This window comes from Candidatus Enterococcus moelleringii, from assembly GCF_017377575.1.
Taxonomy (GTDB): domain Bacteria; phylum Bacillota; class Bacilli; order Lactobacillales; family Enterococcaceae; genus Enterococcus_A; species Enterococcus_A moelleringii.
The window spans coordinates 1-26,012 of the sequence record NZ_JAFREM010000020.1 but is presented as its reverse complement, the minus strand read 5'-3'; the positions used below and the strand labels follow the sequence as shown (position 1 = coordinate 26,012).

At 42.9% G+C, this 26,012-nt stretch carries 25 protein-coding genes and 1 CRISPR repeat array; of the genes, 18 read left to right on the top strand and 7 right to left on the bottom strand.

Going from position 1 to position 26,012, the window contains the following annotated elements:
* The first annotated feature begins 13 nt into the window (after positions 1-13).
* The 7 genes from JZO70_RS13375 (at position 14) to JZO70_RS13345 (ending at position 7,452) form a co-directional block, all read left to right on the top strand.
* Positions 14-940: an ABC transporter ATP-binding protein gene (locus tag JZO70_RS13375; protein ID WP_207674090.1), complete on the top strand. Its 927-nt coding sequence runs from the start codon at positions 14-16 to the stop codon at positions 938-940.
* Positions 933-1,658, top strand: coding sequence for an ABC transporter permease (locus JZO70_RS13370; protein ID WP_207674089.1), 726 nt, complete (start codon positions 933-935; stop codon positions 1,656-1,658). Before JZO70_RS13375 ends, JZO70_RS13370 begins: the two co-directional genes overlap by 8 nt.
* Positions 1,659-1,875: 217 nt before the next feature.
* Entirely contained in the window at positions 1,876-3,660 is a 1,785-nt protein-coding gene (locus tag JZO70_RS13365; protein WP_207674088.1) for a penicillin-binding transpeptidase domain-containing protein, read from the top strand.
* A gap of 57 nt (positions 3,661-3,717) precedes the next feature.
* Positions 3,718-4,413 carry a flavodoxin gene (locus tag JZO70_RS13360; protein WP_207674087.1) on the top strand — a complete coding sequence of 232 codons (696 nt, stop codon included), beginning with the start codon at positions 3,718-3,720 and terminating at the stop codon, positions 4,411-4,413.
* A gap of 138 nt (positions 4,414-4,551) precedes the next feature.
* Positions 4,552-5,268 (top strand): dihydrofolate reductase family protein, encoded by a 717-nt coding sequence (locus tag JZO70_RS13355; protein WP_207674086.1) that lies wholly within the window; start codon positions 4,552-4,554, stop codon positions 5,266-5,268.
* A 95-nt stretch (positions 5,269-5,363) separates the two neighbouring features.
* A complete protein-coding gene (locus tag JZO70_RS13350) occupies positions 5,364-6,713 on the top strand; it encodes an MFS transporter (RefSeq protein WP_207674085.1) in 1,350 nt (449 codons plus the stop codon).
* A gap of 472 nt (positions 6,714-7,185) precedes the next feature.
* Positions 7,186-7,452, top strand: coding sequence for a hypothetical protein (locus tag JZO70_RS13345; protein WP_207674084.1), 267 nt, complete (start codon positions 7,186-7,188; stop codon positions 7,450-7,452).
* 243 nt (positions 7,453-7,695) lie between these two features.
* On the opposite strand, the gene JZO70_RS13340 is transcribed toward JZO70_RS13345, so the two are convergent.
* A complete protein-coding gene (locus tag JZO70_RS13340) occupies positions 7,696-8,559 on the bottom strand; it encodes an aldo/keto reductase (protein ID WP_207674083.1) in 864 nt (287 codons plus the stop codon).
* Between the two features lie 46 nt (positions 8,560-8,605).
* Positions 8,606-9,040: a MerR family transcriptional regulator gene (locus JZO70_RS13335; RefSeq protein WP_207674167.1), complete on the bottom strand. Its 435-nt coding sequence runs from the start codon at positions 9,038-9,040 to the stop codon at positions 8,606-8,608.
* Between the two features lie 360 nt (positions 9,041-9,400).
* On the opposite strand from JZO70_RS13335, the gene JZO70_RS13330 reads away from it, so the two are divergent.
* Genes JZO70_RS13330 through JZO70_RS13320 form a run of 3 tightly spaced genes read left to right on the top strand, consistent with a single transcriptional unit; the run spans position 9,401 to position 11,592 of the window.
* A complete protein-coding gene (locus JZO70_RS13330; protein ID WP_207674082.1) occupies positions 9,401-10,108 on the top strand; it encodes a DUF4405 domain-containing protein in 708 nt (235 codons plus the stop codon).
* A 41-nt stretch (positions 10,109-10,149) separates the two neighbouring features.
* Positions 10,150-10,566, top strand: coding sequence for a hypothetical protein (locus tag JZO70_RS13325; protein WP_207674081.1), 417 nt, complete (start codon positions 10,150-10,152; stop codon positions 10,564-10,566).
* Between the two features lie 15 nt (positions 10,567-10,581).
* Complete coding sequence (locus tag JZO70_RS13320) at positions 10,582-11,592, top strand: alpha/beta hydrolase (protein WP_207674080.1); 1,011 nt, start codon at positions 10,582-10,584, stop codon at positions 11,590-11,592.
* Positions 11,593-11,731: 139 nt separating this feature from the next.
* On the opposite strand, the gene JZO70_RS13315 is transcribed toward JZO70_RS13320, so the two are convergent.
* Entirely contained in the window at positions 11,732-12,784 is a 1,053-nt protein-coding gene (locus JZO70_RS13315) for an alpha/beta hydrolase (protein ID WP_207674079.1), read from the bottom strand.
* Between the two features lie 553 nt (positions 12,785-13,337).
* On the opposite strand from JZO70_RS13315, the gene JZO70_RS13310 reads away from it, so the two are divergent.
* A complete protein-coding gene (locus JZO70_RS13310; protein WP_207674078.1) occupies positions 13,338-14,639 on the top strand; it encodes a DUF1576 domain-containing protein in 1,302 nt (433 codons plus the stop codon).
* A 16-nt stretch (positions 14,640-14,655) separates the two neighbouring features.
* Here the strand turns inward: JZO70_RS13310 and JZO70_RS13305 are convergent, their stop codons facing one another.
* On the bottom strand, positions 14,656-15,312 hold the full coding sequence (locus JZO70_RS13305; protein WP_207674077.1) for a CPBP family intramembrane glutamic endopeptidase: 657 nt from the start codon (positions 15,310-15,312) through the stop codon (positions 14,656-14,658).
* A gap of 143 nt (positions 15,313-15,455) precedes the next feature.
* Here JZO70_RS13305 and JZO70_RS13300 point away from each other — a divergent pair, with 143 nt between their 5' ends.
* Positions 15,456-16,307 carry an arginase family protein gene (locus JZO70_RS13300; RefSeq protein WP_207674076.1) on the top strand — a complete coding sequence of 284 codons (852 nt, stop codon included), beginning with the start codon at positions 15,456-15,458 and terminating at the stop codon, positions 16,305-16,307.
* Positions 16,308-16,360: 53 nt separating this feature from the next.
* Here JZO70_RS13300 and JZO70_RS13295 read toward each other — a convergent pair whose 3' ends face one another.
* A complete protein-coding gene (locus JZO70_RS13295; protein WP_207674075.1) occupies positions 16,361-17,035 on the bottom strand; it encodes a CPBP family intramembrane glutamic endopeptidase in 675 nt (224 codons plus the stop codon).
* A 170-nt stretch (positions 17,036-17,205) separates the two neighbouring features.
* On the opposite strand from JZO70_RS13295, the gene JZO70_RS13290 reads away from it, so the two are divergent.
* From JZO70_RS13290 to JZO70_RS13270, 5 genes are all read left to right on the top strand, one after another.
* Positions 17,206-18,126 carry an ABC transporter ATP-binding protein gene (locus tag JZO70_RS13290; RefSeq protein WP_207674074.1) on the top strand — a complete coding sequence of 307 codons (921 nt, stop codon included), beginning with the start codon at positions 17,206-17,208 and terminating at the stop codon, positions 18,124-18,126.
* Entirely contained in the window at positions 18,110-19,717 is a 1,608-nt protein-coding gene (locus JZO70_RS13285; RefSeq protein WP_207674073.1) for an ABC transporter permease, read from the top strand. The genes JZO70_RS13290 and JZO70_RS13285 overlap by 17 nt, the downstream gene beginning before the upstream one ends.
* A 1-nt stretch (position 19,718) precedes the next feature.
* Complete coding sequence (locus JZO70_RS13280; RefSeq protein WP_207674072.1) at positions 19,719-20,357, top strand: TetR family transcriptional regulator; 639 nt, start codon at positions 19,719-19,721, stop codon at positions 20,355-20,357.
* Between the two features lie 176 nt (positions 20,358-20,533).
* Complete coding sequence (locus tag JZO70_RS13275; RefSeq protein WP_207674071.1) at positions 20,534-21,220, top strand: hypothetical protein; 687 nt, start codon at positions 20,534-20,536, stop codon at positions 21,218-21,220.
* Positions 21,221-21,417: 197 nt separating this feature from the next.
* Positions 21,418-21,783 carry a hypothetical protein gene (locus JZO70_RS13270; protein ID WP_207674070.1) on the top strand — a complete coding sequence of 122 codons (366 nt, stop codon included), beginning with the start codon at positions 21,418-21,420 and terminating at the stop codon, positions 21,781-21,783.
* A 45-nt stretch (positions 21,784-21,828) separates the two neighbouring features.
* Here the strand turns inward: JZO70_RS13270 and JZO70_RS13265 are convergent, their stop codons facing one another.
* On the bottom strand, positions 21,829-23,517 hold the full coding sequence (locus JZO70_RS13265; RefSeq protein WP_430748899.1) for a putative polysaccharide biosynthesis protein: 1,689 nt from the start codon (positions 23,515-23,517) through the stop codon (positions 21,829-21,831).
* Between the two features lie 221 nt (positions 23,518-23,738).
* Complete coding sequence (locus JZO70_RS13260) at positions 23,739-24,434, bottom strand: TIGR00266 family protein (protein ID WP_207674069.1); 696 nt, start codon at positions 24,432-24,434, stop codon at positions 23,739-23,741.
* 94 nt (positions 24,435-24,528) lie between these two features.
* Here JZO70_RS13260 and JZO70_RS13255 point away from each other — a divergent pair, with 94 nt between their 5' ends.
* Complete coding sequence (locus tag JZO70_RS13255; protein ID WP_207674068.1) at positions 24,529-25,311, top strand: ABC transporter ATP-binding protein; 783 nt, start codon at positions 24,529-24,531, stop codon at positions 25,309-25,311.
* Between the two features lie 226 nt (positions 25,312-25,537).
* A CRISPR array of direct repeats spans positions 25,538-25,956; the repeat unit is 29 nt; unit sequence GTCTTAATCTAAAAGAGTGGAATGTAAAT.
* Between the last annotated feature and the right edge of the window lie 56 nt (positions 25,957-26,012).

Below are 26,012 nucleotides of genomic sequence, written 5' to 3'. Positions count from 1 at the left end.
AAAGGAGAGACCTATGCAAAACGAGATTATTTTAAGCACCGAAGAGCTGACGAAAAAATACGGCAATCAAACCTCTGTAAATCAAGTGAGTTTGAATGTAAGAAAGGGTCGTATCTATGGCCTGCTGGGAAGAAATGGTGCTGGAAAAACCACTATCATGAAAATGATTTTGGGACTGACTTCGGTTTCTGAAGGAAGAATAAGTGTTTTTAGCCAACCCTTAAAAGGGAATGCCCGCAAAATTTACCCCCGAATTGGTTCGATTATTGAAACTCCTGGCTTTTACTCTAATCTGACAGGGACCGAGAACCTGCAAGTATTTGCCAGACTTCGAGGCACCATCAATAAAACAGCGATCCAAAATGCCTTATCGGTGGTTGGCCTGCCTTACAAGGATCACAAGACTTTTTCTTCTTACTCACTGGGAATGAAGCAGCGGTTGGGGATTGCTAATGCCATTCTAAATGATCCGGAAATGCTAATCCTAGATGAGCCCACAAACGGACTCGATCCCATCGGTATTGCTGAAATCAGAATTTTTTTGAAGAAACTGTGCCACGAACAAGGAAAGACCATCCTTATTTCCAGTCATATTCTTTCTGAAATTGCTCTGTTGGCTGATGACATCGGAATTATTCACGAAGGTTTATTACTGGAAGAAAGTACTCTGGATCAATTGAAAAAGAAATCGGAGCAATATATTCTAATTCAAGCTCCCGATACAGCGAAAGCGAGTTATCATTTAGAAAATGAATTAGGTATTACCAATTACTCAGTGGAGGACGATCAGTTCATTCGGATTTATGATTTGCAGAAAGAGGTTTCGGCGATTGGGCAATCGTTTTTCCATGCTGGCATCCATCTTACCCATCTTGAACTATGCATTGACAACCTGGAAGATTACTTCAAAAAAATTACCGGGGGTGTAGGCATTGCTTAATATTTTGGCAAACGAACGAATGAAGCTGAAACGAAACAAATTACTGCCAGCCTGCAGCCTGATTGCTTTGCTTATTCCGGTTTTGATGGTCCTAGCCGACTTGCGAGAGCAAGAATCGATCACTGAAATGATGAGTGGTATCGAGTGGCTGCGGCGATTAATTATTCCGATACAAATCATTGTTTATCCGGTTTTAAGCGGATTTGTGCTGACTTTTCTCGTGCAAAAAGAATATGTCGAACACACCATGATCAATACCTTAACCGCACCAATCAATCGGGTGAAATTTTTGCTGGGAAAATATTTAGTATGGACGATGTGGTTCCTGCTGATTAGCATAGGATTCACAATAGTTGCCTGCGGAGGCTACGCTATATTATTCGGCACTAGTGAACTGAACTCCTCGCTAGGTGAAATTATTGAGCTGTGCCTCAAAACCGGACTGCTTAGTTTATTGTCCATGAGTCCCATGCTGATTGTCTGTGTTTTGCAGCGAAGCACCTTTTATCCCAGCTTACTATTTAGCTGCGGGGTATCAGGAGTCGGCTTTATTGGACTATACTGGTCCGAAAATATTCGCAATTTGATTCCTTGGTCCGCGGTCACTTCTGTCACGCTATTAGATGCACATGGCTTGCTGCCGTATATTACGATTTTTGTTTGTTATGTTGTAGGATTGCTTGGAAGCTCCTATTGTTTTAGCAGGCAGAATTTATAGTAATTTTCCCTCAACAGGTAGTGGTGGTAATTAACCATTGTCTGTAGAGGGATTTTTTATTGAAAATCAATCAGTAAAAACGAACTCTGGCTAATCAAAGAAATCTAAAAACTATCCCGTAAGCCTTTCTTCATTCTCGCAAACCTCTCACAAAATCAACACACGAAGCCGCTATACTTGAATTAATAAATCTTTCACAAAGTAAGTGGTGAATTTCATGGAAAAAATCAAACAATTTCTGTGCCAGAAGAATGAAAGTGCTAATGAGAATCGCCGGCGGGTAGGCTTCTTTATGATTGCTTGTTCGTTAGTCGTCTTTTTCGCCTGTGCCATTCGAATTTCTTATGTCATTCTTGCCGGTCGAGTGGCGGGGGTTTCTTTGGCGGAGCGGACCGAGGCCCTTTACAACGGGTCACAAATTCTTTACGCCAATCGGGGTGAAATTTTTGACCGTTCAGGACGACCGCTGGTAATCAACGGGCAGCAATTTGATATGATTGCGGTGCTTTCTCCTGACTACACAGATGGCGGTGAACCGTTATATCTTCCGCAGGAGGATTTCCCACGGGCGGCAGCGATCATCAGCCAGCATATTGACAGCACCTCGGAAGAAATTCAAGCAATGCTGGAAACGGGGATTACTGAAGAAGGGGAGACGCTTTTTCAAGTCGAGCTGGGCAGCGCGGCTAAAGCTCTCAGCCAGGAACAACGCAACGCAATTGAAACAGAATTAGAAGCAGAAAACATTCATGGTATTTTGTTTAACCCTACCAATAATCGAACCTATGTCAATGGCAGTATGGCTGCTCACTCGTTGGGCTATACCACTAACCAGGATGGGAAAGTTGTCGGAGGAGGTGGTCTGGAAAAAGCATATAATGACTTACTCCAAGGAACCGATGGTCAAATCGTATACGAACGCAACGCCCAAGGAACGCCGGTGCCGGGTACGATCGAGACTACGAGACCAATGATTCATGGGGAAAATCTGACTACGACCCTGTCTGAACCCTTGCAAATGCAGCTGGAGACGCTGTTAAGCCGCGCCAACGAAACGGCTCAAGCGGAAAATATGACCGGTGTGGTGATGAAGGCTGATACCGGAGAAATTTTGGCGATGGCCCAGCGGCCTACTTTTAATCCAGAAACGATGGAAGGCACCGAAGCCGACAATTTTGTCTGGCGCAATTTATTCGTCGAAGAGCAATACGAACCTGGTTCCACCATGAAAATCGGAACGGTAGCCACCGCCATTGATAATGGGTCCTTCGATGCCGCAGAAGTCATACCGGCTGGCCGAATCGAGGTCAACGGCATCGAGATTAATGACCATGATCGGGGACGAAAAGGACCTTTGACTATGCGTCAAGCCTTCTCCTGGTCCAGTAATGTCGGGATGGTGGAGCTTTTCAATAAAATGGGGGACGATCGTTGGCGGGAATCCATTGGACGTTTGGGATTTGATAAGCCCATTAATGCCGGCTTGCCGGGGGAAGTAGTCGGCTCGCTGCCGGATGATAATCTAGTGGATCTAGCCATGAGCACTTACGGTCAGGCAGTCAGCGTAAATCAGCTGCAAATGCTGCGGATGTTCAGTGCTATTGCCAACGAAGGGATTCCCGTTCAGCCGAAAATAGTGGTTAACGAAGAGAACACGCTGGAAAATGAACGAATGTTTTCCGCCAGGGCTAGTCGTCAGGTGTTGGATTACATGCGGGATGTAGTGGAGGACGAAGAATATGGCACCGCCTATGATCTGTATCATTTAGATGATGAGAATGTATCGGCTAAAACTGGTACCGCACAAATTGCGGCCGAAGATGGCAGCGGCTATTTAAGAGGCGCCAACGATTACATTTATTCGGTGGCTTTGATTTACCCTTCCGATGAACCGCAGTACATTTTGTATCTAACCATGAAGCGGCCGCAAAATTATTCCCAGAATATTCTCCCTACCATTGCCAATCCGCTAATGGCCAGTTCTGTTCAGCGCAGTGAATAAGAACCTGTTCACTGAGGATTTTGATATAGATAAAATCAAAACATAAAGGAGAAGCTTATGAAAAAATGCTTATTAGCACTTTTCAGTGCCGTCGCTTTAGTCACACTAACTGCCTGTACTGGCAACGATGACGGAGCCAGTACCAATTCTGACGGAAGCGGTACGGAAGCAACCGGTGGGAATGCAGCAAACACGACTACTCAAACCGATAGCAACGTCTTAGTCGCCTATTTCTCTATGGCCGAAAACGTGCCGACGCCGGTGACTGATGCCGATACTTCGGCCAGCACCTTAATTTCCGACGGTGAAGTCTACGGTGCCACGGCTTATGTAGCCAGCACGATTCAAACTGCTGCGAATGCGGATATCCATTCAATCTTAGTGGAGGAGCCTTATCCTGACGATTACGATGCCACCACCGATCAAAATCGCGAAGAGCAGGCTGACGGTTTCTTACCGCCGCTTCAAGCCAGTGATCTGGATGTTTCATCCTACGATACCGTATTTATCGGTTATCCGGTTTGGGCAACGGGTACCCCACAGGCCATTTTCTCCTTTATTGAGGAAAACGACCTAAGCGACAAACGAGTAATTCCCTTCTGCACCCATGCCGGTTACGGCAGCGGCAGCAGCTATTCTGAAATCGGCGAAGCCGTGGGTCAGTCAAATCTGAGTGGCTTAGACCTGGAAGCCGAAGAAATCCCTGAGTCAGAAGAAGCCATTCAAGAATGGGTTGCATCGTTAGAACTATAATATAATAGAAGAAACACGTAGTAAGCCTCGGAAATTTGAGGCTGTTGCGTGTTTTTTCAAATTCTACCAAAATCTCATTGACCTGAAGTTCACTCCAAGGAGTAGAATAATAGAAAAGCTCTTCAGAAAGGAAAATCTATGAAACGACCATATATCATTTGCCACATTTTGAGCAGTCTCGACGGAAAAATCAACGGGAATTTTATGAAAGCCCCGCTAACTGAAAAATATCTCAAACAATACGCCGCAATTCGGACTGATTTTCAAGCCGATGCTTGGGCGTACGGCAGCCGCACCGTCAAAGAATTTTTAAATAATCGCAAGTTAAAGCTAAGCCAACCGATGTCGGTGGTGCCAGCCGGGGATTTTGTGGCCAAAACCAATGCCCAACAATACTTTGTCGCCATCGATACGGAAGGAGAAATCCCTTGGACTGAGGGTACCTATAAAAAGGCCGGCCGTCCGAATGCCCATGTGATTGAAATCGTTACTGAGGGAACCCCGAAGGAATATTTGTCTCACTTACGAGCAATTGGCGTTTCTTATGTAATTGCCGGTCAAGAATGTCTAGATTGCCAGCTGGCGATGGAGAAGCTCGATCAATTATTCGGAATTGAAAAACTTCTTGTTTGCGGTGGGGGAAGGATCAACTGGACCTTCCTACAACAAGGCTGTATTGATGAACTAAGCTTGGTAGTCGTTCCCATCACCGACGGCAGCACTGAATCCGTAACGATTTTTGAGCAGTCACCCCATTGGCCTTCCGAAGACATGGTGGGATTTACCCTGAAAAATCACCAAATCATTGAAGAGAATGGCTTTTGGCTGACATATCAGGTGAACAATGCGAAATAATTTTTACTTTCATGAAAATTTCTGATTTATCCCTTGCCTTAGAGTGGACTCCATGCTGTATGCTTGCTTTTGTAATCAATAAGGAGGCAATACAAATGGAAAATACCCACACAAGCCTAAAGAAAAATGGGATGGTACTCCCCATTATCTTATTAAGCTATTTTATGATTTTACTAGATAACTCGATTATTTTTACCGGTACCGTAAAAATTGCGCAGGACTTAGGATTGAATCAAGCCCAGCTATCTTGGGTAAGCAATGCCTACTCGCTAACCTTTGGCGGGCTGCTGCTATTAGGAGGTCGATCTGGCGATATCTTTGGACGCAAGAAAATGTACAACATCGGCTTGATTATTTTCGCAATCGGTTCGCTGTTGGTCGGCTTGGCTGGCGGTTCCACTTCGATTATCTTAGCCCGGGCCTTCCAAGGAATTGGCTCAGCTATTCTAGCCCCCACCACTTTAGCCATTTTAATGGATAATTTCGAAGGGGAGCAACGGACTAAAGCAGTTGCTGCCTATGGTGCCACTGCTGGTATTGGCTCTTCGGTGGGCTTGATCATTGGCGGCGTCTTAGCCAGTCAGTTTTCATGGCGGGACGGCTTCTTCATCAATGTGCCCATCAGTCTAGTGATGATTGTTCTATCCACGATCTTCATTCAAGAACGGGAAACGATTGAAGGAAAAATCGACATCGTTGGTTCAGTAACTTCGGTGATTGGAATGCTGGCACTGGTCTACAGTATCGTAGGGGAAAGCAATAATCTGTTGGCACTAGTCATTGCAGTCGTATTCATTGGCCTGTTCATTCGCCAAGAAGCGAAAACTGCTTCGCCAATTATGCCGTTAAGTCTGTTTAAGAATAAGGAACGGCTGGGCGCGTATATTGCCCGTTTTACTTTCTTGGGAGCCATGCTGAGTCTGTGGTTTTTGACCCCGCAAATGATGCAAAATTATTTAGGCTACTCACCGTTGACGTCTGGTTTAGCCTTCTTCCCATTAAGCATTACAATTTTCTTATCGTCATTATTGGTTTCTCGTTTAACCAAACGCTTAGGCAACGCCAAGCTGATGGTAATTGGATTGGTCATTGTAACGATTGGCTTTATCGGCTTAAGCTTATTTAACGAAAATAGTAATTATTGGCTGGGTATCGCACTTCCTATGGCAATCGCTGGAGTAGGCCAAGGCTTCTCACTAAGTCCATTGACCGCTTCAGGAATCGCCAACACCACCGCCAATGAAGCAGGTGCTGCATCTGGCGTGGTTAACATGGTACACCAAATCGGCGGCTCGATTGGCTTGTCTGTTGTAATTGCTTTATCGGCGTCAATCGCTGATCCCGTTGAAGGTTTTCATGTACAAATGATGATTGCTACGGTTCTGATTGTTATTTCGTTAGTTGTAGCCGTTGTGTTTATCCTGCCGCAACAAAAAAGTAAATAGATTGAAGAACCGGGAATCGCCTAAGAGTTAAGGTGATTTCCGGTTTTTTTGACATTAAAGAAATTATAGCGCTTTTGACCTTTTTATCAGCTTCTATCATTCACTAGTTGAACGATCTAAAAAATTGAAATTAGCACGTACAAAAAATCTAGGAAAGAAACCTGCTCTAAGATAACAGCTGATGTAATCAGAGGCAAAATGTATTGGCTTAAGTGTTTCTTACTACTGAGAAGGCTGTTTGTTCCATTTATTTGTAATGAGAACAATTTATTGCGCGAAAAGCATTGCTTTCGTTTTTTTTACGTGATAAGGTTAATTTGTAGTAAAGAACAGTTGAAGGAAGTATTTGGAATTGTGGTAATCCTAGTAGGAGTTTCTAAAGTCAGAGGAACTTTCACTTTCTGCAGTGATGCTAATTTTACTTCTTTCAAATTGAACAAATCTTACTAAAACGATTGGAAGGGTGAAAAGTATGAAGGATAATTATTCAAAGCGCTATAATAACTTACTCTGCTTTGTTGCGATTTCTAGTGGTATCTATCGTTTAGGATATGGATACTTTTTTGAAGAAAATATGATTATCAGTTTATTCATTCAGGTTTTAGTGCCCCTTGGTATATCGATTTATCTTCTATATTTGTTTGTTCCAACAAAGCAAACAAAGAAAAGCAGTGTAATTTGGTTAGTATTAATTATTCTGCTACTTATAGCGCTTGCTTATACTAAGTTTATTTCTTGATCCACTCTATTGAGGAATCCTTGAAGTGATTGTCGTAAATGGATTTAAGACACAGACTAGCTGCAGCTGTCGTGTTTATCCTGCTGCCAAATAAATAGATTGAAGAACCGGAATTTTCCTTAAAGTATAAAGGTGATTTCCGGTTTTTTGTTGCTTGATAATCTCATATGTCAAAGATATCCAAAGCTCTAAGCAACGAAAAAACTCCCCCAAGTTTTCACCTGGAGGAGAGAGAACATCCGATTAAACACCCATGTGACGGCTAGCCATCCATTTGATCATTTGCGGATCAGCATGAGAGAAGAATTGGCTTTCACCAACATTCAAGGTAGCGATTTTTTCTTTGTCTTCGTCAGTTAATGAGAAGTCAAAGACATCCATGTTTTGAGCCATGCGGTCTGGGTTGACAGATTTAGTCAAAACAATCACGTCTTGTTCCACTAACCAGCGTACAATCACTTGGGCGACAGATTTGCCGTATTTGTTACCAATTTCAGTTAGGACTTCATTTTGGAAAATGCCGTTTTTACCTTCCGCAAATGGTGCCCAAGCTTCTACGGCAATTCCTTCTTCTTTCAATGCAGCGATGTTAGCTGTTTGTTGTTGGAAAGGATTGATTTCGATTTGGTTGACTTGAGGTGTCACCTTGTTAAACTCGGCCAAGTCCACTGCACGATCTACCGCAAAGTTAGAAATTCCGATAGCGCGAACTTTGCCTTCTTCTTGTAATTCTTCCATTGCCCGCCATGCGCCATAAACATCGTTATATGGTTGGTGCAACAATAACAAATCCACATAGTCTAAACCTAAACGATCCAATGAACGTTGAACAGAATCTTTGGCTTTGTCATAAGAAGTGTTTTCTACCCAAACTTTTGTGGTAACGAACAAGTCTTCACGAGCAACGCCAGTTTCAGCTAGGCCTTTTGCGATTCCTTTGCCGACCGCTTCTTCATTTAAATATGATTGGGCAGTATCAATGTGACGGTAGCCAGCTTTAATTGCTTCAATAACTGATTGTTCGGCTTGCTCTGGATCAGTAATTTGGTAAGTACCAAAGCCTAAAATAGGAACTTCGACACCGTTGTTTAGTTTAATTGTTTGCATGTTTGTTGCCTCCAGTAAGATTTTAGTTAATTATCAGATGATCGGATTACTTGTTGCTTTTGCTTCGGAAATACTCCATTGTCCAAAGCTCGTCAATGTTGTCTTCGGTCATTTCGCCGGCGTTGAACTTGGCGATATGCTCGTCATAAGTATCAATTTTGTAGGCCAATAGATCGCGGGTTTTGTGCATCTCTTCGATTTTTTCATCCAGTTCCTTCAGTTGCTCCCGCAAAATATCTTTTTGAGCCAAACGTTCGTCGCCTTCAAGCTGCGACAAGGTGGCAAATTCCACCAGCGATTCGATGGACAAACCGGCTTTTCGCAAGTTCTTGACTAAGTAGACCCAGTTCAGGTCTCGTTTTGTAAAAACGCGGTAGCCTTTTTCGTCTCGGGTAATTGGCGGGATGACACCGATTCTCTCATAGTAGCGAATCGTATCAACAGTCAAGTCAAACATATCAGCGACTTCTTTGATGTTCATTATCTTCATGTTCGCCTCCTTCTACCAAAATGAATGGCTAGGCTCGGTCACTCATTCAGTAACTAAAGTATAAGGTATGGAGTTGACTCCAAGGCAAGCGGAAAGTTTATTTTTTTGAAAACTTTTTTGCGGCACTGCATATACGGGCAGGAACTTGAGGTTTAGTTGCTCCAACTTTTCGGTTTACCTGTCTAAACTATTGGGATTTGCCATAATTTTTCAGCGAAAAAACTTTTTTCTTCCATATTACACAAAAAGTGCTTGCCTTGGTGTGGACTTTAAGCTGTACACTAGGGATATGAAGAATACTAGCTGAATGCTTTAGAGGATTCAGCAGTTAAACTAATTGGAGGAAAGAAGATGAGCAACCGCAGAAAATTTCAAATTTTGATTGATATGGCAATGACGGTGATGCTGCCGGTATTGATGGCCTATTCGTTAGTGGGGGAGGAGCCTCATGAATGGGTAGGGGTGGCGATGTTTACCGCCTTTGTGATCCACAATGTGCTGAATCGCCAGTGGCACAAAGGCTTAACCCGTGGAAAATACAATGCAGTTAGAAAAACACAGGTAGTAGTGAATTTGGCGTTATTTGTTTTAATAATGGCCATGATGCTGAGCGGGATCGCCATGTCGCGGCACGTATTCACCTTTTTACCCTTTGATTTTAGTATCAGTTTGGCTCGCTTGGTCCATTTAGCGGCGGCTTACTGGTTTTATGTCATGACCTCGGTACATTTAGGGCTGCATTGGACGACCATGATGGGCATTCCTAAGAAAATGTTTAAGCTGAAAAGATCGCAGACGCGAAAAAACGTGTTGCGGGTGATTGCTTTGGTGATTGCCGGCATCGGTTTGTATGAATTTGTGACGAGAAACTTCCTATTATATATGTTTTTACGCACGGAATTTGTTTTTATCGACTTTTCAGAACCGTTGTGGCATTTCTTCTTATCCTATTTCGCCATTATGGGCTTGTTTGTGGCAGTGGGGCATTATGGCTTGTTGCTGATTAAAAAAATTCCTAACAAAAAAAGAAAACCTGCAGCCAGAAAAGTTGTTGATTAACCAGAATTTCAAGAGTCTAAACAGAAGGGAGGGAAAAAGACATGCACGAGAAAACATGGAAGGTGACAAACGCCCAGATGTTCTTTCAAATCGGCGACACGCTAAACGAAGTGATGATCGAACCGGATTTTTTTGAAAAAAAGCTGAAGCATTGTTGTATAAAGAGTCCGCTGATCTTTAACAAGGACGAAGAAAATCATTACTATTTTTCAGAATCGCTGGAGCTGAGGATTGAAGCTGAAGCGAAGTGTTACTCGTCGGTGGGAGATATTTGCTACTTTCCAGATTGGCAATGTTTGGGGATTAACTTAGAGGATGAGGATTGTACCTTATGCATTCCTCGTTATAAAATCGGTAAAATCAAAGGTAATTTTTGCCAAATCCAATCTCTGACTCCTGAAGAAGAAGGGCACTTGTACTGGCAATATACACTTGAGCCGCCGGATCGAAAGAATTAAATGAGGAGGAATTGCATGAAAAGAAAGCTTATTGGATTAGCCACGGGATTTGTAGTGATGATTGGTTTAGTGATTCTTTTCTTGAATCAGCAATCAGCCAGTGAAGAAGCAGCAACTGCGAATCCAACGACGCCTTCTCAGCAGAATATAAATGGATCGGCGGAACGGAAACAGGAAGAACTTAATGAAGGTCAAGTAGGGATGCTTGAAACGATTCAATATCAGACTGAGTATGAGAATACCGTTTATGATAAAATGGCCCAAATTTATTTACCGGCAGGTTATAAGGAAAATCCTAATCAGCAATATGATGTGTTGTATTTAATGCACGGTCATACGATGGATTACGCGGATTTTCTAACGGATCGCGGGACTGGTGAAGCGTCTGCTATCAAAGAACTACTGGATCAGCTGATTGCGGCGGGAAAAATTGAACCTTTGATCGTGGTCTCGCCAACCTATTATCCAGATCGTAGTGTGATCGAGAGCAGCTGGAGTGCCGATGATCCCTTGAATTTACGCTTTGCTAACGAAGAACTGCCTAACGATCTGATCCCTGCTGTTGAGGGGACGTATCGTACATATGCAAACTCAGTCAGTGCAGTTGATCTGGCAGCCTCGCGAGAACAACGTGCTTTCGCAGGTTTTTCCATGGGCGCAATCACTACATGGTATGTCTTTGAACATCAGTTGAATCTTTTTGCTAAATTTCTACCGATGGCTGGCGACAGCTGGACGGTCCAGTCTAGCGGCGGAAGCTCAGCGCCTGAGGAAACTGCTGAAAAGCTAGCCCAATCTGTTCGTGAAAGCAACTTTACACCAGATGACTTTCAAATTTACGCCTCTGTGGGCGGTGCCGATGGAACGAAATACTCGATGGACGAGATGATCTACGAAATGTGGGACACGGATAGTTTTACCAACGATAATTTAGTTTATACTATGGATGAAGATGGCGGTCATGATCTGGAGTCGGTGAGAAATCAACTTGATGGTGGGTTGAGGGAATTGTTTGGGGTGGAGTAATTGACTGTGTATAGTGACTTAAAAATGCAAGTGTTTGAAGTCTTTGCAATTTATCATTCTTTTGTGCTTTTATCATTTGAAATGATAAATCCTACTCAAAATGTAAAAAAAGACAAATCAATCGAGATTTGTCTTTTTCCTATAGTACTTCTCGCAACGCACCCTGTAATAACTTACCAAACTGTCCTGGTATAAAAGGAATGTGCCCGGCATTTTCGATGGTAATAAACTCTTTTTTCGGAGCAATTAGCTGATCAAAGTATTCTCGCGATTTTTGATAGGGGGTGATCCAGTCACAGTCGCCGGCGATAATAATCACCGGAACTTTGAATGCCGTGTAGTTATAAGAAGACAGCCCTTTTTGAGAATAAAGTGAGCGATAAAGATCATTCTGGAGCTCGATATATTTCTCGAAATTAACGATTGGGGCAAAGAACCATTTGACATCATTGAAGGTCAGATAGGGTGAAAACACTCGGTCAGAAAAAGACGTATTTTCGCCTTCTGGTAAAAACTTTCCAGTAAGCTGCCGCAAGGATAAAACATCCCGCATATCTAATCTTTCACTGGAACGTACCAGCTGGAACTGTTCCTGAATTTTCTTAGCCGTGTCCAGTTTACCAGCAGCTTTTGCCAAAAGCGCCGCTTCCTCAGCAGCAAATTCTTCACTTTGCCAAACATCATTGAATTGACCGACACCAACATAGGCAGCTACTTTTTCAGGATGTTGTCCGGCATAAATTCCGCCTAACAAGGTGCCCCACGAATGCCCCATGATAATCACTTTTTCCTGGCCATATTCCCCGCAAATCGAATTCACCAGTGCGTCCAAATCACTTAAAAGCAGATCAAAGGTCGGTTTAGTGGCGGCTTTATTCTGGAAATAAGTATTCCCGCACCCTCGCTGATCCCAGTGAACGATGGTATAGTCCGACTCTAAATCCGCCTGCCAGGCATAAGAATAGTAACCCATATTATTTCCCGGGCCGCCATGAAGGACGATAATTACCGGATTGGAACGATCTTGCCCGCGAATTTGCACAAACTGCTGGATGCCGCCTAATCGAACATAAGAACTTTTTTGAACCCCGGAAGGTGACTGAATTTTATATTTTTGGGCGTTGTTATATCTTGTTATCCCCCAAATCAAAAAGAGTATCACCAGCAAACCAATGAACACAAATAGAATCATTTCAAAAACTCCCAACTATTCTTCTCTCTACTACTACTTTACTATGTATCTCCAGCTATAACAATAGGACCTGTGGTGTAGAGCATTTTTCTAGCATTTCGTCTGAGTTGTAATGGATGCCAAGCGACCTTCAAATTCAGCTATTGTTGTTTTTTGGATATATAGAGCCTTTTTGCAGGTACTAATCCGATTATTATACTAGATTGATGTTCTTTTATTGTTCTTTCTCGCTTTTCGGCATGAAAACGCTATATTCCCAGTGTACTTTTTCTTTTCGACCTTTTATAATTAAAAAAAGAGTATTATGCTCAACATCGTCATGGAAGCTTTAGACCATGATAAAGCAATAACCCCCGTGCAGTCGTAAGCAAATGGCTGCGAGAAAATCTAATCGTCTGGTAACAAATGTCCTTGGTGACAAGGTGTTGTAATGTTGCCTTCTTTTATCTAGTACATTTCCGATTTCCATCAGTTGAAAAATTTAATGAGTTGACAAAAAGTATAAGTTGTTGATGTCGTTTGGTTGCCTCTTTGAATTAGAAAAGGAGACAAAATGAAAAATATTAGTCTGATTAAGAAAAATGACACCGAAGAATGGGTGCAGCAGCAGGGGTATCTTTTCCTTTTCTGCTTAAGTGTGTGTTTTATTGGCATTAGCCTAGCCATTAGTTCGCCTAAAGAAATGGCCACCGGCTTGAAATCCATCCTGTTTTCTCCGGCGGTATTGCTGACCGATTATTCTGTCGTGGGCTGCAATGGCAGCGCCTTTTTTAATAGTGGCTTTTTGATGCTGTTTTGCACATCCCTGTTGAAAATTCATCAGAGAAAGTTTTGCGAAGAAATGATTTCCGCTGTTTTTGCCTTAGGCGGCTATGCCTTTTTCGGAAAAAATATTTATTGCCTGCTGCCGATTATGTTAGGGACCTTTTTGTATGCAAAAATCAGGAGGGAACCTTTTTCAAAGTATATTTTAGTAGGGTGTTTTGGCGGGGCGCTGTCGCCGGTAATTGGTCATGTTTCTTTTTCTTTAGGAATTGAGGCCCCATATAATATCATGCTGGCCTATTTGCTGGGGGCGATGATTGGCTTCGTTTTACCGCCTCTTACCACGCACTTTTTCCATTTTCACAAGGGGAAAAGTCTATATTCGGTGGGGTTTGCTTCAGGAATTGTGGGCATTATTTTGTTGAATATCTTTAAAGTATTTAGTGTAGAACCGACAGCCAATCCTATTACTCTAGTGGCTGACAGCCGCTTTTTCCAGCTGTGTATGCTGGCTGTTTTGTCTCTGATTTTAATAGTAGGGTTGATTATTGAAGGATTTGATCTTTCCGAGATCAAAAAGTTTTCTCGGGAGAATGGCCATCGGTTGACCAATCAGCTGACCCATTGCGGCTTTGGCATGATTTTGCTGAATATGGCTTTTGTGGGATTTCTTTTAGTTGGGGTGCTGGCTGTGATGAACATACCGATTAATGGTATTTTGTTTGGAACGATCATGGCAGTAGTGGGCTATAGTGCGCGAGGAATGAACGTAAAAAGCATTGTGCCGATTTTGTTAGGGGCCAGCTTGATCTTGTTTTTGGTGCCAGATTATTCCGTCAATCGAATTGAAGTGATCATGGCGCTGCTGTTTAGCATCGGCTTGTCTCCCATCACCACCAATCACGGCTGCATTTGGGGATTTGTTGCGGGCATGTTCCATCTGATTGTTGCCCCAGCAATTTGCGGGTTTCATGGTGGATTGAGCTTGTACAATTCCGGTCTAGCCAGTGGCTTGATTGCCGGGTTCCTATCGCCCTTAATCGAACTCGCCCAACAAAAAAATATCGTAAGAAAAAGCCCCTTGGAATAATTCCAAGGGGTAATTTTTACATAAAAAACACCATTACAAGTGCTGGTAAAAAGTTATTCAAGGCATGGGTCAACATCGACATTTCGATTCGGCGAGTTTTGTAATAAACAAAGGCCATCGTTAATGCCAAGCTGGCATAAGTGAAAAAGCTGATAAAATCAGTCGGCACATGCACCACGGTAAAGAGCACAGAAGAGAAAACAAAAGCCAGAATTGGATATTTGCGGAAAAAGAATTTAAAGAAAAATCCGCGAAAAACCAACTCTTCCAAGACCGGTGCCATCACTACCATCGCAAAGAACATTAAAACCGGTGAAGCTTGTGTCGATAAAGTTTGCAGTGCCTGGTCATTCTCGGTGGCCTGCAGGTTAGCAAATAAGGCCAACAACATCACGAAAACCCGCAGGAAAACTCCGCCGCCAACTGCCCAACCAATAGAAGGGCCTAATTTTTTCGTTTGACCTAAAAAAGAGTGCTCATTTGTGGTTAAAATCTCACTCTTCTTAGCAATAAACACAAAAAACGCCAGCAATACCAACAAAACAATTCCACCCACAACTGCATGCTCAGTTCCAGCAAGCATCACAACCGTCATCGGCATCGTCGCAAGGATCATCAACACTATCCAAAGAACAATTCGGATAAATAAATTCAACTGTTTTTTTTCTTCCAAAATTTCGACACTCCTCTCTATTATTTAGTATAACATAGAGAGGGAATTGAATTTCTCGCTGAATCAACCTTTGCAGCTAAACTCTGTGATAAAATTTAAGTAACAGGAGAAGTTCATTATTTGAGTAAAGGAGATGTAAAATTATGACCAAAACAATCCGTTTAAAAATCCCGCAATGGCAGGGAGGAAATAATCCGACATATTCGCTAGGTTCAGAATTATTATCCTGGCTGGCTCCGAAAAATGATCAACAAAAAGAGATTGAAGTACCGATTCCTGTATTTGAAGGTCCGTTAGAAAAAGAAAATGGTGTTACCGCTCAAAGTATTGTTGCCGCAAATGTCGATCGGACTGCTGAGGTGATTGCCGAAGAAACTCCTGATAAGATCATTACGTTGGGCGGCGACTGTTTAGTTTCTCAGGCGCCTTTTGATTATTTGCACGGCAAGTATGGTTCTGATCTGGGGATCATCTGGATTGATGCTCATCCCGATATTTCCACACCGGCTATTTTTCACAACGAGCATGCGATGGTCTTAGGAAATTTGTTGGGGCAGGGTGATCCGGTGCTTGCAGAAAAAGTGCAGCATCCCTTTAACGCCAAATCAATTTTGTATGTTGGATTGCAGCAGCCATCACCAGATGAGATAGTTATTCTGGATGAGCTGGGAATTAACTACCAAGTGCAGACGGAGAAAATGATTAGCCCTGCTGAAGTAAAAACTTGGTTGAAGGAAAACGAATTTAGTAAAGTCGTGGTCCATTTTGACTTGGACGTTTTGGACCCGAAAGAGTTTCGCATGCTGTATTTCGCGGAACCGGGAGTTGAGGAGTACGGAGCAGCCGGCGGAAAAATGACTTTGGCAGAAGTTAAGGAAATCATGCTGGCGATTGCGGAACAAAGTGAAGTAGTCGGTTTGACGGTTGCTGAGCTGTTGCCGTGGGATGTACAGAATTTGCAAAAGCTGTTTAGCGATTTTGAGATTTTTTTCTAATTACAATAAAAGAAAATCCTCCCAAACGTGTGTGGGAGGATTTTTAACGTTAATTACATCAAACCAAAACCTACAAAAATAGCTGGCAATAGATTGTTGATAAAATGAGTCAGTATCGACATTTCGATCCGGCGTGTTTTGAAGTAAACCAAGCCCATCACTAAAGCCAAGCTGCCATAAGTTACAAAGCTGATTAAATCTGTTGGCATATGAATCAGTGTAAACAACAGGGATGACAAAAAGTAGGCAAGAATTGGTGTTTTCCGGAAAAAGAATTTAAAGATGAGTCCGCGAAAGACGATTTCTTCAATAACTGGAGCCATGATTCCCATCGCAAAAAACATCAAAAGTCCAGAGGTTTCACCAGCTATAGATTGAATCGCCTGATCGTTAGCGGTGTTTATCGGAATAATCATATTTAATACGACGACCCATACCCGCAAGAAAATTCCGGCACCGACCGCAATTCCGATAGAAGTAGATAGTTTCATCCCTCTTCCCATAAATGAGCGTCCATTATTCGTCAAAATGTTACTTTTTGCGGCAATAAAAACGACTAAGGCTAATAAAGCTAGTTGAACTACTGCTCCCACCAACACACCGGGAGTCCCTTCGATCAAACTGGCAAACACGACAATTGTTGAAGGCATCAGAGCTAAAAATAGCATAATCACCCATAACACGATGCGAATAAATAAGTTCAGTTGTTTCGTTTCTGTTCTTTCCATGAGTCAACACCTCGTTCTTTCTGATTTTATTATAGGTAAAAAGACAGCATAAGTGAGTCGTTTTTCATGAAAGGTCACTTTTTCGTCCTAAACGGTCAAAACACATTGACTCGCCAGTCAATAACGCGGTATACTTTTATTGACCAACGAGTCAACGAGGGGCGATTAAGATGCAACAACCAATTATTCAATTAAAACAAGTAAAAAAACGCTTTGGTAAATTTGAGGCACTGAAGAATGTCAGCTTTGAATTAAACAAAGGTGAAGTGATGGGGTTCATCGGACCAAACGGTGCTGGCAAATCAACCACGATCCGGGTATTGTTAGGAATGTTGAAAAGCAACGGCGGAGATGCGAAAATTTTCGGCAAGGATGTTTGGCAGGATGCTGTGGAGATTCATCGTCAAGTGGCCTATGTACCGGGGGACGTAAATTTGTGGCCGAACTTGACTGGCGGCGAAATGATCGACTTACTTTTACGCTTGAACCAGCAGCAGCGTAATCAGGAGACGGAGCGGTTAATTGATATATTTCAGTTGGACACTAGTAAAAAATCGCGGAATTATTCTAAAGGGAATCGCCAGAAGGTAGCCTTGATTGCGGCGCTGTCACAAACAGCTGAACTGTATATTTTTGATGAACCAACTTCCGGTTTAGATCCATTGAATGAACGAACTTTCCAAAAAGAAGTGCTGCGTTTGCGGGAAGCAGGAAAAAGTGTGCTGCTGTCCAGCCATATTTTGTCGGAAGTGGAGAAAATGTGTGACCAAATTGCGATTATTCGCGAAGGGGAGATTATCGAGCAGGGGAGCTTGAAAGAGCTGAGGCATCTGACTCGACTAGAATTGACCGTGGAAACGGCGGAACAATTATCAGATTTAGCACAACGGGGAACTGTTTACGATTTGAAATTCGAAAATACTGCGGAAACGAAGGCGACTTTTACCTTAGATCAAGAAGAGTTGGCAGAGTTAATGATCTGGCTAAGCCAAAAGCAGCTGGTTTCGATTGTCAGCACACCGCCAACCTTAGAGGATTTGTTCCTGCATTACTATGGCAAGGAGGGGAGCGAAGATGCACAAAGCAACTAGCTTTCTCTTTTTCTCAAATTTGAAACAGAATCGAGTTTTATTGTTGGCTTGGACAATTATGTTAGTGGGATTATTTGCCAGTATGGCTTTTTATTTCAATGATTTATTTGGCACCCAGGCGGAGATTGATTCTATCGGTGAGACGATGCGTTCGCCAGCAATGGTGAGCATGTTTGGCGCTTTTGAATCGGAACAGATGGAGACAACGGCTGGTTTGCTGGCGGCAATGTTGACCGTATTTATGGGAATTTTTATGATTATTTTGAATATTCAGTTGGCAGTGAATGGCAGTCGGAAGCAAGAAGACAGTGGACTACTAGAGCTGGTGCGTTCGCGCGCAGTTGGCCGCAATGTGCCGGCAGTCGCAAATGTCTTATTGATTTTCTGCGTCAATCTGGTTCTGGGGATTTGCTATTTTGTGGCGCTGCGATTGGCCGGGCTGAATGATAGTAATTTAGCTGGAGATGCAGTTTTTGCAGCGTTGCTGGCTAGTGTCGGGTGGATGTTCGGTTGCATCACTTTGCTGATGGCGCAAATTGCCAACGATACTCGTCAGACCTATATGTTGAGTTACGTGATTTTTGCCGCAAGCTACTTGGCCCGCATGATGACCGATATGACGAATCCGGACTATTCATGGTTTTCGCCGATGGGTTGGTTAACTAAGTCTGACATATATAATGGAAACAACTGGTTGCCGATTGGGCTGATGATGATAGTTGCGGTGGTTTGCACCGGGCTGGCTTTGGTTTTATCTGGTAGTCGTGATTTAGATCGTGGGCTGCTGCCGCAAAGGAATGGACGGCACACAGCTGGCAGATTTTTGAGCACGCCCTTTGGTTTAGTTTTACGTTTAGAACGAAATTTGATTATCGGTTGGGTAGTCGGCACATTTATCTTGGGGGCTGCCTATGGCTCGGTGTTTAATAGTATTGCTGACATTTTGAAGCTTAATCCTACCTATGAACAGGTTTTAGGAGTCGATGCAATGAACACTGCCAGCCGGACAATTGTGCTGAACTATGTAAATTTATTGGCAGTGATTTTTAGTGGAACGGCAGTCATCTGCGGCGGTATGATTTTATACAATTTGAAAAAGCATGAAGAAAAGGGCTATCTGGAAATTTTACACGCCAAGGCACTTTCCCGTACAAAGCTGTTCGTCAGTTATTATGCCGTTGCGGTCTTTGCTGCCTTGCTTTGTTTGGCCGGCTCGGTTTTAGGGACGGCAATCGCTGGGAATTTAACGTTGGAAGAGAGCTTAGATGCCGGATATTTTTGGCAAACCTTTGGGGTGAATAGTTTAGTTGTTCTAACTTTTCTGGGATTGGCCGCTTGTTTAGTCGGAAGTTTGCCCAAGCTGAACGCATTTTTGTGGGGGTACCTGATGATTGGTTTTGTCAGCTGCTACTTTTTACCGTTGCTAGATTTTTCTGACAAATGGGGACAGATCTCACCTCTCGGCTGGACCGACACGGTGCCAGTTGGTTCGCTTCCGACACACTGGCTGATTACCATGATTATTCTCAGTATTGCCTTAACATTGCTGGGGGTAATTGGGTATAATAAACGTGACGTGCAGGGGGGATAACGTGAAGGAAATTGTCAAAGATCCAAAAAAAGAGCAGGCGATGATCGATGCCAGCATGAAGCTGTTTGGCGCAAAAGATTTTTTAGGAACCAAAATGGAAGAGATTGCTAAAGAAGCCGGCGTATCCAAAGGCCTGCTGTTCCATTATTTCGGCAGCAAAATAAATTTATACTTAGCGACTTACGATTACACGCGTAACTTCTTTTACCGCAACGCTGAACTAGAGGTGTGGACCACTGCCAGTGATTTCATCGAAATGGTAGCTCGGTCCACTCGCCACAAATTAGGCCTGCAAATCCAATACCCGACCGAGTTTAATTTTTTGTTTGGCTGTTTAAGAGAGCATAAGCAATTACCTGACGAGGTAGTCAAAGCGCTGGATGAAAAGCTGCAGGGGGAGTACCAATTTACCATGGAGCTGGTGGAACCGGTGCTGGATCGGATGGAAATCAAGGAGCCTTATACAAAACAAGATGTTTTGCGGGTGCTGTATTACGTAGTACAGGGAGAAACCGAAGCCATTCAGGCGATTATGAGTCAGCATCCTGAGTGGACCACCATGGATCAACTGGAACCGTTAATTGAGCAAATGAAAAACTCTTTATCTATGGTTCAGACGGGATTTTTGAAGAAGAAGTAAAATCAGGCTATGAATTTTTGAGTTAAGGCGGAACCGGAAAGCGGAGGAAGTTTGATGAAAAAGTTAGTCATTCAAGTGTTGGTCTTATTAAGTCTTTTGATTGGTTTTGTCGGTTATCAATGGTATCAATACCAAACTATCAGCTGAAATTCCGGTTACCGTGGATACCCGTAGCGGTGTATTTGATTTTACTGCTGCTATTTTGGTGGGTGTTGAATCGCTTTGTATCAGCTAAAATGAAAACGGGGTTAGGAATTATTTGCCTTGCCATGGCTGCCTTTTTGTTGTATCAAGGATTCCATGAGCAACAAAAATTGATCTATTCACGTTCACCGCAGGAAGATGAATCTCTGCTGTTAAGGTTGGAGGACCAGCAGCTTGACTATTATGTTCCTCATCAGCGACTTTGGATGTATGAAAGAGATCCTCTTAACACAGAGGTGACGGAAGTCGGGGAGATTATTTGGCTGAATAATTGTGTTCCAGTAGTCAGCTACACGACAAAAGACGGTCAATTATGGACCTTCACCAAATCGACTGGCCCTTCCAACGATATTTCCTTTGAACAATTCAGTAAAGGTGTTTGGCGGAATGAGAATTTTGAGGTCAGTAATCGCAACGGAAAATGGGAAGTCATCGAAAAAGATCAGCGCCATCTAATTGATTCTTCCATCAACAGAGGAACTCTTGCCACGGTTTTAAACGATAGCCAGAATAATCAGCAGTTTGTCGTCACCTTAAATGATGTCCTCAAAGTCGCCAACGGGGCATTGGAAAATCCCGAGGAGACAGAGTTATTATTAGCCAAGCCAAGCTTGGAGGGACCCACAATTGAAAAGTTGAATTTTGCGGGCAAAGAATGATCTGAAAAATACTTTGAAACGAATAGCACAAAGCAGTTGATCCATAATAAGGGTCAGCTGTTTTTTTGTAAAAACTGCATTTGATAGGAGCTGCTAAATTCTGATATACTAAAACTATAGAAAACGTTATCAAAAAAATCGAAATGATGTAAATAGAAGCAGCTGTCGAAGAATTAAAAATTATAGGAGGGATTAGGATGTTACGAGCCATTTTCTTTTTACTGTATATGCTCTGTGTAGTTGGCTTAAACCGAAAGGCAAAATTTGGAAAAGCCGTCATTGTTATCGCCGGAATTTTGATGCTGAGCTTTCTTGCTCTTTATTCGTTTTACTTCCAGAATAATCTAACGAGCACGGTCATTTCTCAAATTTACCCATGGGTCCTGTTTTTATCTGTAGCCTTCTTCCTACCTATTGTATATGGCAGTTCAAGTATGGTGATAAGAGCTTCCGGAAATCAAAACCATAAGCTGCTGATTTCAGTAGTCTATCTTTTAGCAGCATTTGTCGTTTTTTATATGTGGCATGTAGCCGTTGTTGGTCTGACAGTTGGCTTAGTTTAATTAAAAAAACTCCTTGATCACAAAATCGATCAAGGAGTTTCAAAATTACCGCATCCGCAAACGTCGGCGAATGCCAGCTACCCGTGCGCCCAATAATTTATCGGCGATGCGGGTTTTTAGTGCTAACACCATATAAGTAAAGCCACCAAATGCTGCGACAATCAAAATAATCAGCAGCGCTTGTGTTTTAGAATCAGGGTTTAAGAAAATTTGACAGCCCCATTTCACAACCGTAGCCACAATGCCCATCACGATTGCCATACCAGCAATTTTTAAAATTGATTTGACCGTTGCTCGCATCGGAAATCCGGTCACGCCATGTATTCGATCCAAAATAAACAAATTCGCTACTAACAAGCCAATGAAGGTTGCCAGCAAAGGACCATACGCTTTAAACAAGAAAGTAAGCGGCAGTTGAGCCACAACCTTCACCACAATCCCAATCAACAAGAAGCTGACGGCTTGTTTGTTGCCGTCCAGACCCTGCAGCATCGTAGAACACACCATGAACAATCCCATGATAATCCCCACAAAGCAAGAAGCAGCCAAAAGTCGAGCGGCCAACGCATTCGGTTGATAGAACAAGGTGTTTAAAGGATAAGCTACCACCATCATACCGACAGTTGCCGGCATCATCGCAAAAAAGAACAGCTGAAAGTTATTGGAAGCCAAACTGGCTAATCCAGGAAAATCCTTTTTAGTAAAACGCTCCGTAATCAGCGGCAAACCAGCTGTTGCCAGCGCAGTTCCCAGGGCGATTACCACCATCGTCAGTTTATCAGGGTTAGGGGAGATGTAAGCAAAAAGCTCCGCATTCCGCTCAGCTGAATTATTGGTGACCCAGGCCATAATACTCTCAAAAGAATATTGGTCGATCAGTTTAAAGATACTGATCCCACTACCAACAATGATAAAAGGAATCGCCTGCATCACCATCTGAGTCACCAGCTGACGACCAGAAAAACTGATAGCATTCTTGCTTTCTCGTTCCAGCTCGCGATACATTGTCCGCTGTTTAAACAGTGAAAACAACAGCACCGACATCGCCGCAATGACGCCAATAAAGGCCGCAAAGGTGGAATGAACTACCGCTGTTTTGTAGCTGCCTTGATTGATTTGCATAATCAAGTAGGCCGAAGCCAGCATGTAGAATACCCTGGCAATTTGCTCGATAATTTGTGACAACGCGTAAGGCTTCATGTCGCTGTTCCCTTGGAAGAAACCGCGAATCACACTCATCATTGGGAAAATCAACAGCACTACACTAAGGGAACGCATCACTGGAATCAGATCCGGATCGCCTTGCGCCAAGAGCGGCGCACCAAAGTACATGACTCCCGCAAAAATAATTCCGCCAACCAACATGATTCGCAAAGTATAGAGTAACAAGCGCTTGCTTGTTTTGAATTCATTCATGGAATTGTAGCGCGCCGTTTGTTTAGCCACTGCTGCGGGAATCCCCGCCGTTGAAATCATCAGAAACAACGCATATACGTTGTAGCCCTTGCCATATAATACATTGGCCGCATCACCATGAGGCTGCATCCACATATACCAAGGAATGACATAGACAGCACCCAGTAACCGGGAAAAAATATTGCCGATGGTCAACCAAACCGTGCTTTGGACCATTTTTTCCTGCGTCGTGGACTGCTTTTTCTGCGGTCTAGGAGCTTCCGGCTGAGGGGCTTTTTGAGCTGGCTGCTTCAATTCTTCTTTATGATATTTAGCCATCCGTGAAACCAGCGGCTTGCCTTTGTAAATTCTCGTTTCTAAATCGTTGTAATCATTTTTTTCAGTCATTCTAACCAGCCTTCTCCAAACAGATTCTTTCATATTTTACCTGTTATTGCAGATAGATACAATGCTCAAAAGAAATCTTAACGGAATTGCCAAGAAATCGGTTACTTTACTAAAAAAAACCTTGCAGCACCGAAGTGTCACAAGGCTGCAAGTTAGCTTTTCGCAGAAAATCCATTAATTTGATTCGCAAAGGTTTCTACGTTGCGGGTTTGAATATAAATTTCTCCCACACCTGTAAATTCATTCACCAGACCTTCGCCGGTTTTGAAGCCAAACATGCCAGAAGCTACTTTGATGTTATAGTCCAATGAGCTGGTCCAAGCGATGACGTGTTGATTGTCAACAATCGCTGGTTCAGAGCCGTCTAAAATAATTTTTTCGACATCTCCAAAAGCAGAGACCAGCAAATCACCAGTGCCGGCTGTTTCCATGACGAACAATCCACCCGTTCCGCCAAGCAAAGCGCCCGACAGTTTCTGGCGTTTCATTTGGTAAGTGACCGTTTGATCGCTGGCTAGAAATGCGCCAGTATTTAAACGCCAATGTTCCTGGCCAACATCTAATTTGAAAATAATTCCCGGTGCTCCCGGTGCAATCGCAATCACGGCACCTTCAGACAAGCCAGTCGCTGTGCTGATAAAAAAGCTTTCGCCGCTGGAAACTGAACGACCCAGTGCACTAATCGCACCGCCGAAGCCCTTTTTCCCGTTCGCGTTCATGTGACCTTCAAGCTCTATTTTTCCTTGTTCATAAACCATCGCACCTGGTTCGATCCGAATTTGTTCATTTAAAGCTAATTGAATCTTAGCGATGGGTGCAAAAACACTCTCTGTAATTTCAACCTTCATTTTTCAACCTTCTTTCTTGGCAAAATTATACCATTATATTGATCCAAGAAGGAGATTTTTTGGTATGATAAATGAAAGGTAGGAGGAATGATCTATGGCAATTTTAACATTCGAAAATATTTCATTAATCCGGCAGAAAAAAATTTTGCTGGATACGATTAACTGGCAAATTGAAGAAGGGGAAGACTGGGCATTACTTGGTCTAAACGGGGCAGGCAAGACGTTGCTGCTGCAAATGATCTCCGGCAATATGTGGCCAAGCAAAGGCAAGCTGACCGTTTTAGGCGAAGTCTTCGGCAAAACCTCAATTCCCGATTTAACCAAACGCATCGGCTGGGTCAGTAATCTTCTGCAATACCGCTTCCAGCAAAGCGAAACCGCAGAGCGTATCGTGCTGTCCGGCAAATTTGCCAGCATTGGGATTTATCAAGAGTATACCGAAGAAGAAATGCAGCAAGCCAAAGATATTTTAAGCTCACTAAGCGGCAAAAATTTAGTTGGTAAACCGTACCAGGTTCTCTCGCAAGGGGAACGCCAGGTGGTTTTGATCGCCCGCGCCCTGATGGCGGAACCTGAACTATTAATATTAGACGAACCATGCACCGGACTGGACTTATTTGCCCGCGAAGATTTATTGGAACGCATCCAACAAATCAAACAAGGTGAAAACCCGCCAAGTCTTTTGTATGTTACCCATCACACCGAAGAAATCTTGCCATTAATCAGCCACGTTCTGATGGTCAGAGACGGCAAAATCTTCAAGCAAGGGACCCGTGAAGAATTGATCACCGAAGAAAACCTGACCCAATTCTACACCCGACCAATCGATATCCACGAACTAACCGCGGACCGCTTGATGGTCATGCCTAAGAAGTAAATTCAGAAAAATGACGAGTTTCTTCCTATTTAAATAGCGCAAATTATCAATCTGTCGACCGTCAATAACACTAAAACACCCCAGTTACGACAGCTGCCGAAAAGCTTGTTAGAGAAGGATTTTTGAGAAATCAGATGTTATCTTTGGTAAATGACGAGCTGGAATTTGAGCGGTCGACAGAAATGGTTGTTTTCGCCTTGATTTGACGAGGCTAATTAGATGCGGGGTCTTAATCTAAAACAGTGGAATGTAAATCTCGTAGTTCAGCTTCAAGGCACTCATGGTCAAATTGTCTTAATCTAAAAGAGTGGAATGTAAATTGATACTAGCATAGTTGACACCTCCTTAGTACCTGAGTCTTAATCTAAAAGAGTGGAATGTAAATTTCAATTCACAGGATATGAACTATCACTTATTCGACGTCTTAATCTAAAAGAGTGGAATGTAAATTCTAACCGAGAAAGCAAGTATCTTAGGCAGGCAGCTGTCTTAATCTAAAAGAGTGGAATGTAAATCTCGACAAATCCCGTCATGTTTTCAATCCGTGTTATTGTCTTAATCTAAAAGAGTGGAATGTAAATATGGGCATCCTTGTGAGCGGCGGCGTGTCTGCTGAGTCTTAATCTAAAAGAGTGGAATGTAAATCCCGTCTGGGTTGCCTATCAAGTGATTCATACAACGCGTCTTAATCTAAAAGAGTG

Bases quoted from the DNA above. Each gene is read 5' to 3' on its own strand.
- JZO70_RS13375 (WP_207674090.1), top strand. From the start codon at position 14: ATGCAAAACGAGATTATTTTAAGCACCGAAGAGCTGACGAAAAAATAC.
- JZO70_RS13365 (WP_207674088.1), top strand. From the start codon at position 1,876: ATGGAAAAAATCAAACAATTTCTGTGCCAGAAGAATGAAAGTGCTAAT.
- JZO70_RS13360 (WP_207674087.1), top strand. From the start codon at position 3,718: ATGAAAAAATGCTTATTAGCACTTTTCAGTGCCGTCGCTTTAGTCACA.
- JZO70_RS13355 (WP_207674086.1), top strand. From the start codon at position 4,552: ATGAAACGACCATATATCATTTGCCACATTTTGAGCAGTCTCGACGGA.
- JZO70_RS13350 (WP_207674085.1), top strand. From the start codon at position 5,364: ATGGAAAATACCCACACAAGCCTAAAGAAAAATGGGATGGTACTCCCC.
- JZO70_RS13345 (WP_207674084.1), top strand. From the start codon at position 7,186: ATGAAGGATAATTATTCAAAGCGCTATAATAACTTACTCTGCTTTGTT.
- JZO70_RS13340 (WP_207674083.1), bottom strand. From the start codon at position 8,559: ATGCAAACAATTAAACTAAACAACGGTGTCGAAGTTCCTATTTTAGGC.
- JZO70_RS13335 (WP_207674167.1), bottom strand. From the start codon at position 9,040: ATGAACATCAAAGAAGTCGCTGATATGTTTGACTTGACTGTTGATACG.
- JZO70_RS13330 (WP_207674082.1), top strand. From the start codon at position 9,401: ATGAGCAACCGCAGAAAATTTCAAATTTTGATTGATATGGCAATGACG.
- JZO70_RS13325 (WP_207674081.1), top strand. From the start codon at position 10,150: ATGCACGAGAAAACATGGAAGGTGACAAACGCCCAGATGTTCTTTCAA.
- JZO70_RS13320 (WP_207674080.1), top strand. From the start codon at position 10,582: ATGAAAAGAAAGCTTATTGGATTAGCCACGGGATTTGTAGTGATGATT.
- JZO70_RS13315 (WP_207674079.1), bottom strand. From the start codon at position 12,784: ATGATTCTATTTGTGTTCATTGGTTTGCTGGTGATACTCTTTTTGATT.
- JZO70_RS13310 (WP_207674078.1), top strand. From the start codon at position 13,338: ATGAAAAATATTAGTCTGATTAAGAAAAATGACACCGAAGAATGGGTG.
- JZO70_RS13300 (WP_207674076.1), top strand. From the start codon at position 15,456: ATGACCAAAACAATCCGTTTAAAAATCCCGCAATGGCAGGGAGGAAAT.
- JZO70_RS13295 (WP_207674075.1), bottom strand. From the start codon at position 17,035: ATGGAAAGAACAGAAACGAAACAACTGAACTTATTTATTCGCATCGTG.
- JZO70_RS13290 (WP_207674074.1), top strand. From the start codon at position 17,206: ATGCAACAACCAATTATTCAATTAAAACAAGTAAAAAAACGCTTTGGT.
- JZO70_RS13285 (WP_207674073.1), top strand. From the start codon at position 18,110: ATGCACAAAGCAACTAGCTTTCTCTTTTTCTCAAATTTGAAACAGAAT.
- JZO70_RS13270 (WP_207674070.1), top strand. From the start codon at position 21,418: ATGTTACGAGCCATTTTCTTTTTACTGTATATGCTCTGTGTAGTTGGC.
- JZO70_RS13265 (WP_430748899.1), bottom strand. From the start codon at position 23,517: ATGGCTAAATATCATAAAGAAGAATTGAAGCAGCCAGCTCAAAAAGCC.
- JZO70_RS13260 (WP_207674069.1), bottom strand. From the start codon at position 24,434: ATGAAGGTTGAAATTACAGAGAGTGTTTTTGCACCCATCGCTAAGATT.
- JZO70_RS13255 (WP_207674068.1), top strand. From the start codon at position 24,529: ATGGCAATTTTAACATTCGAAAATATTTCATTAATCCGGCAGAAAAAA.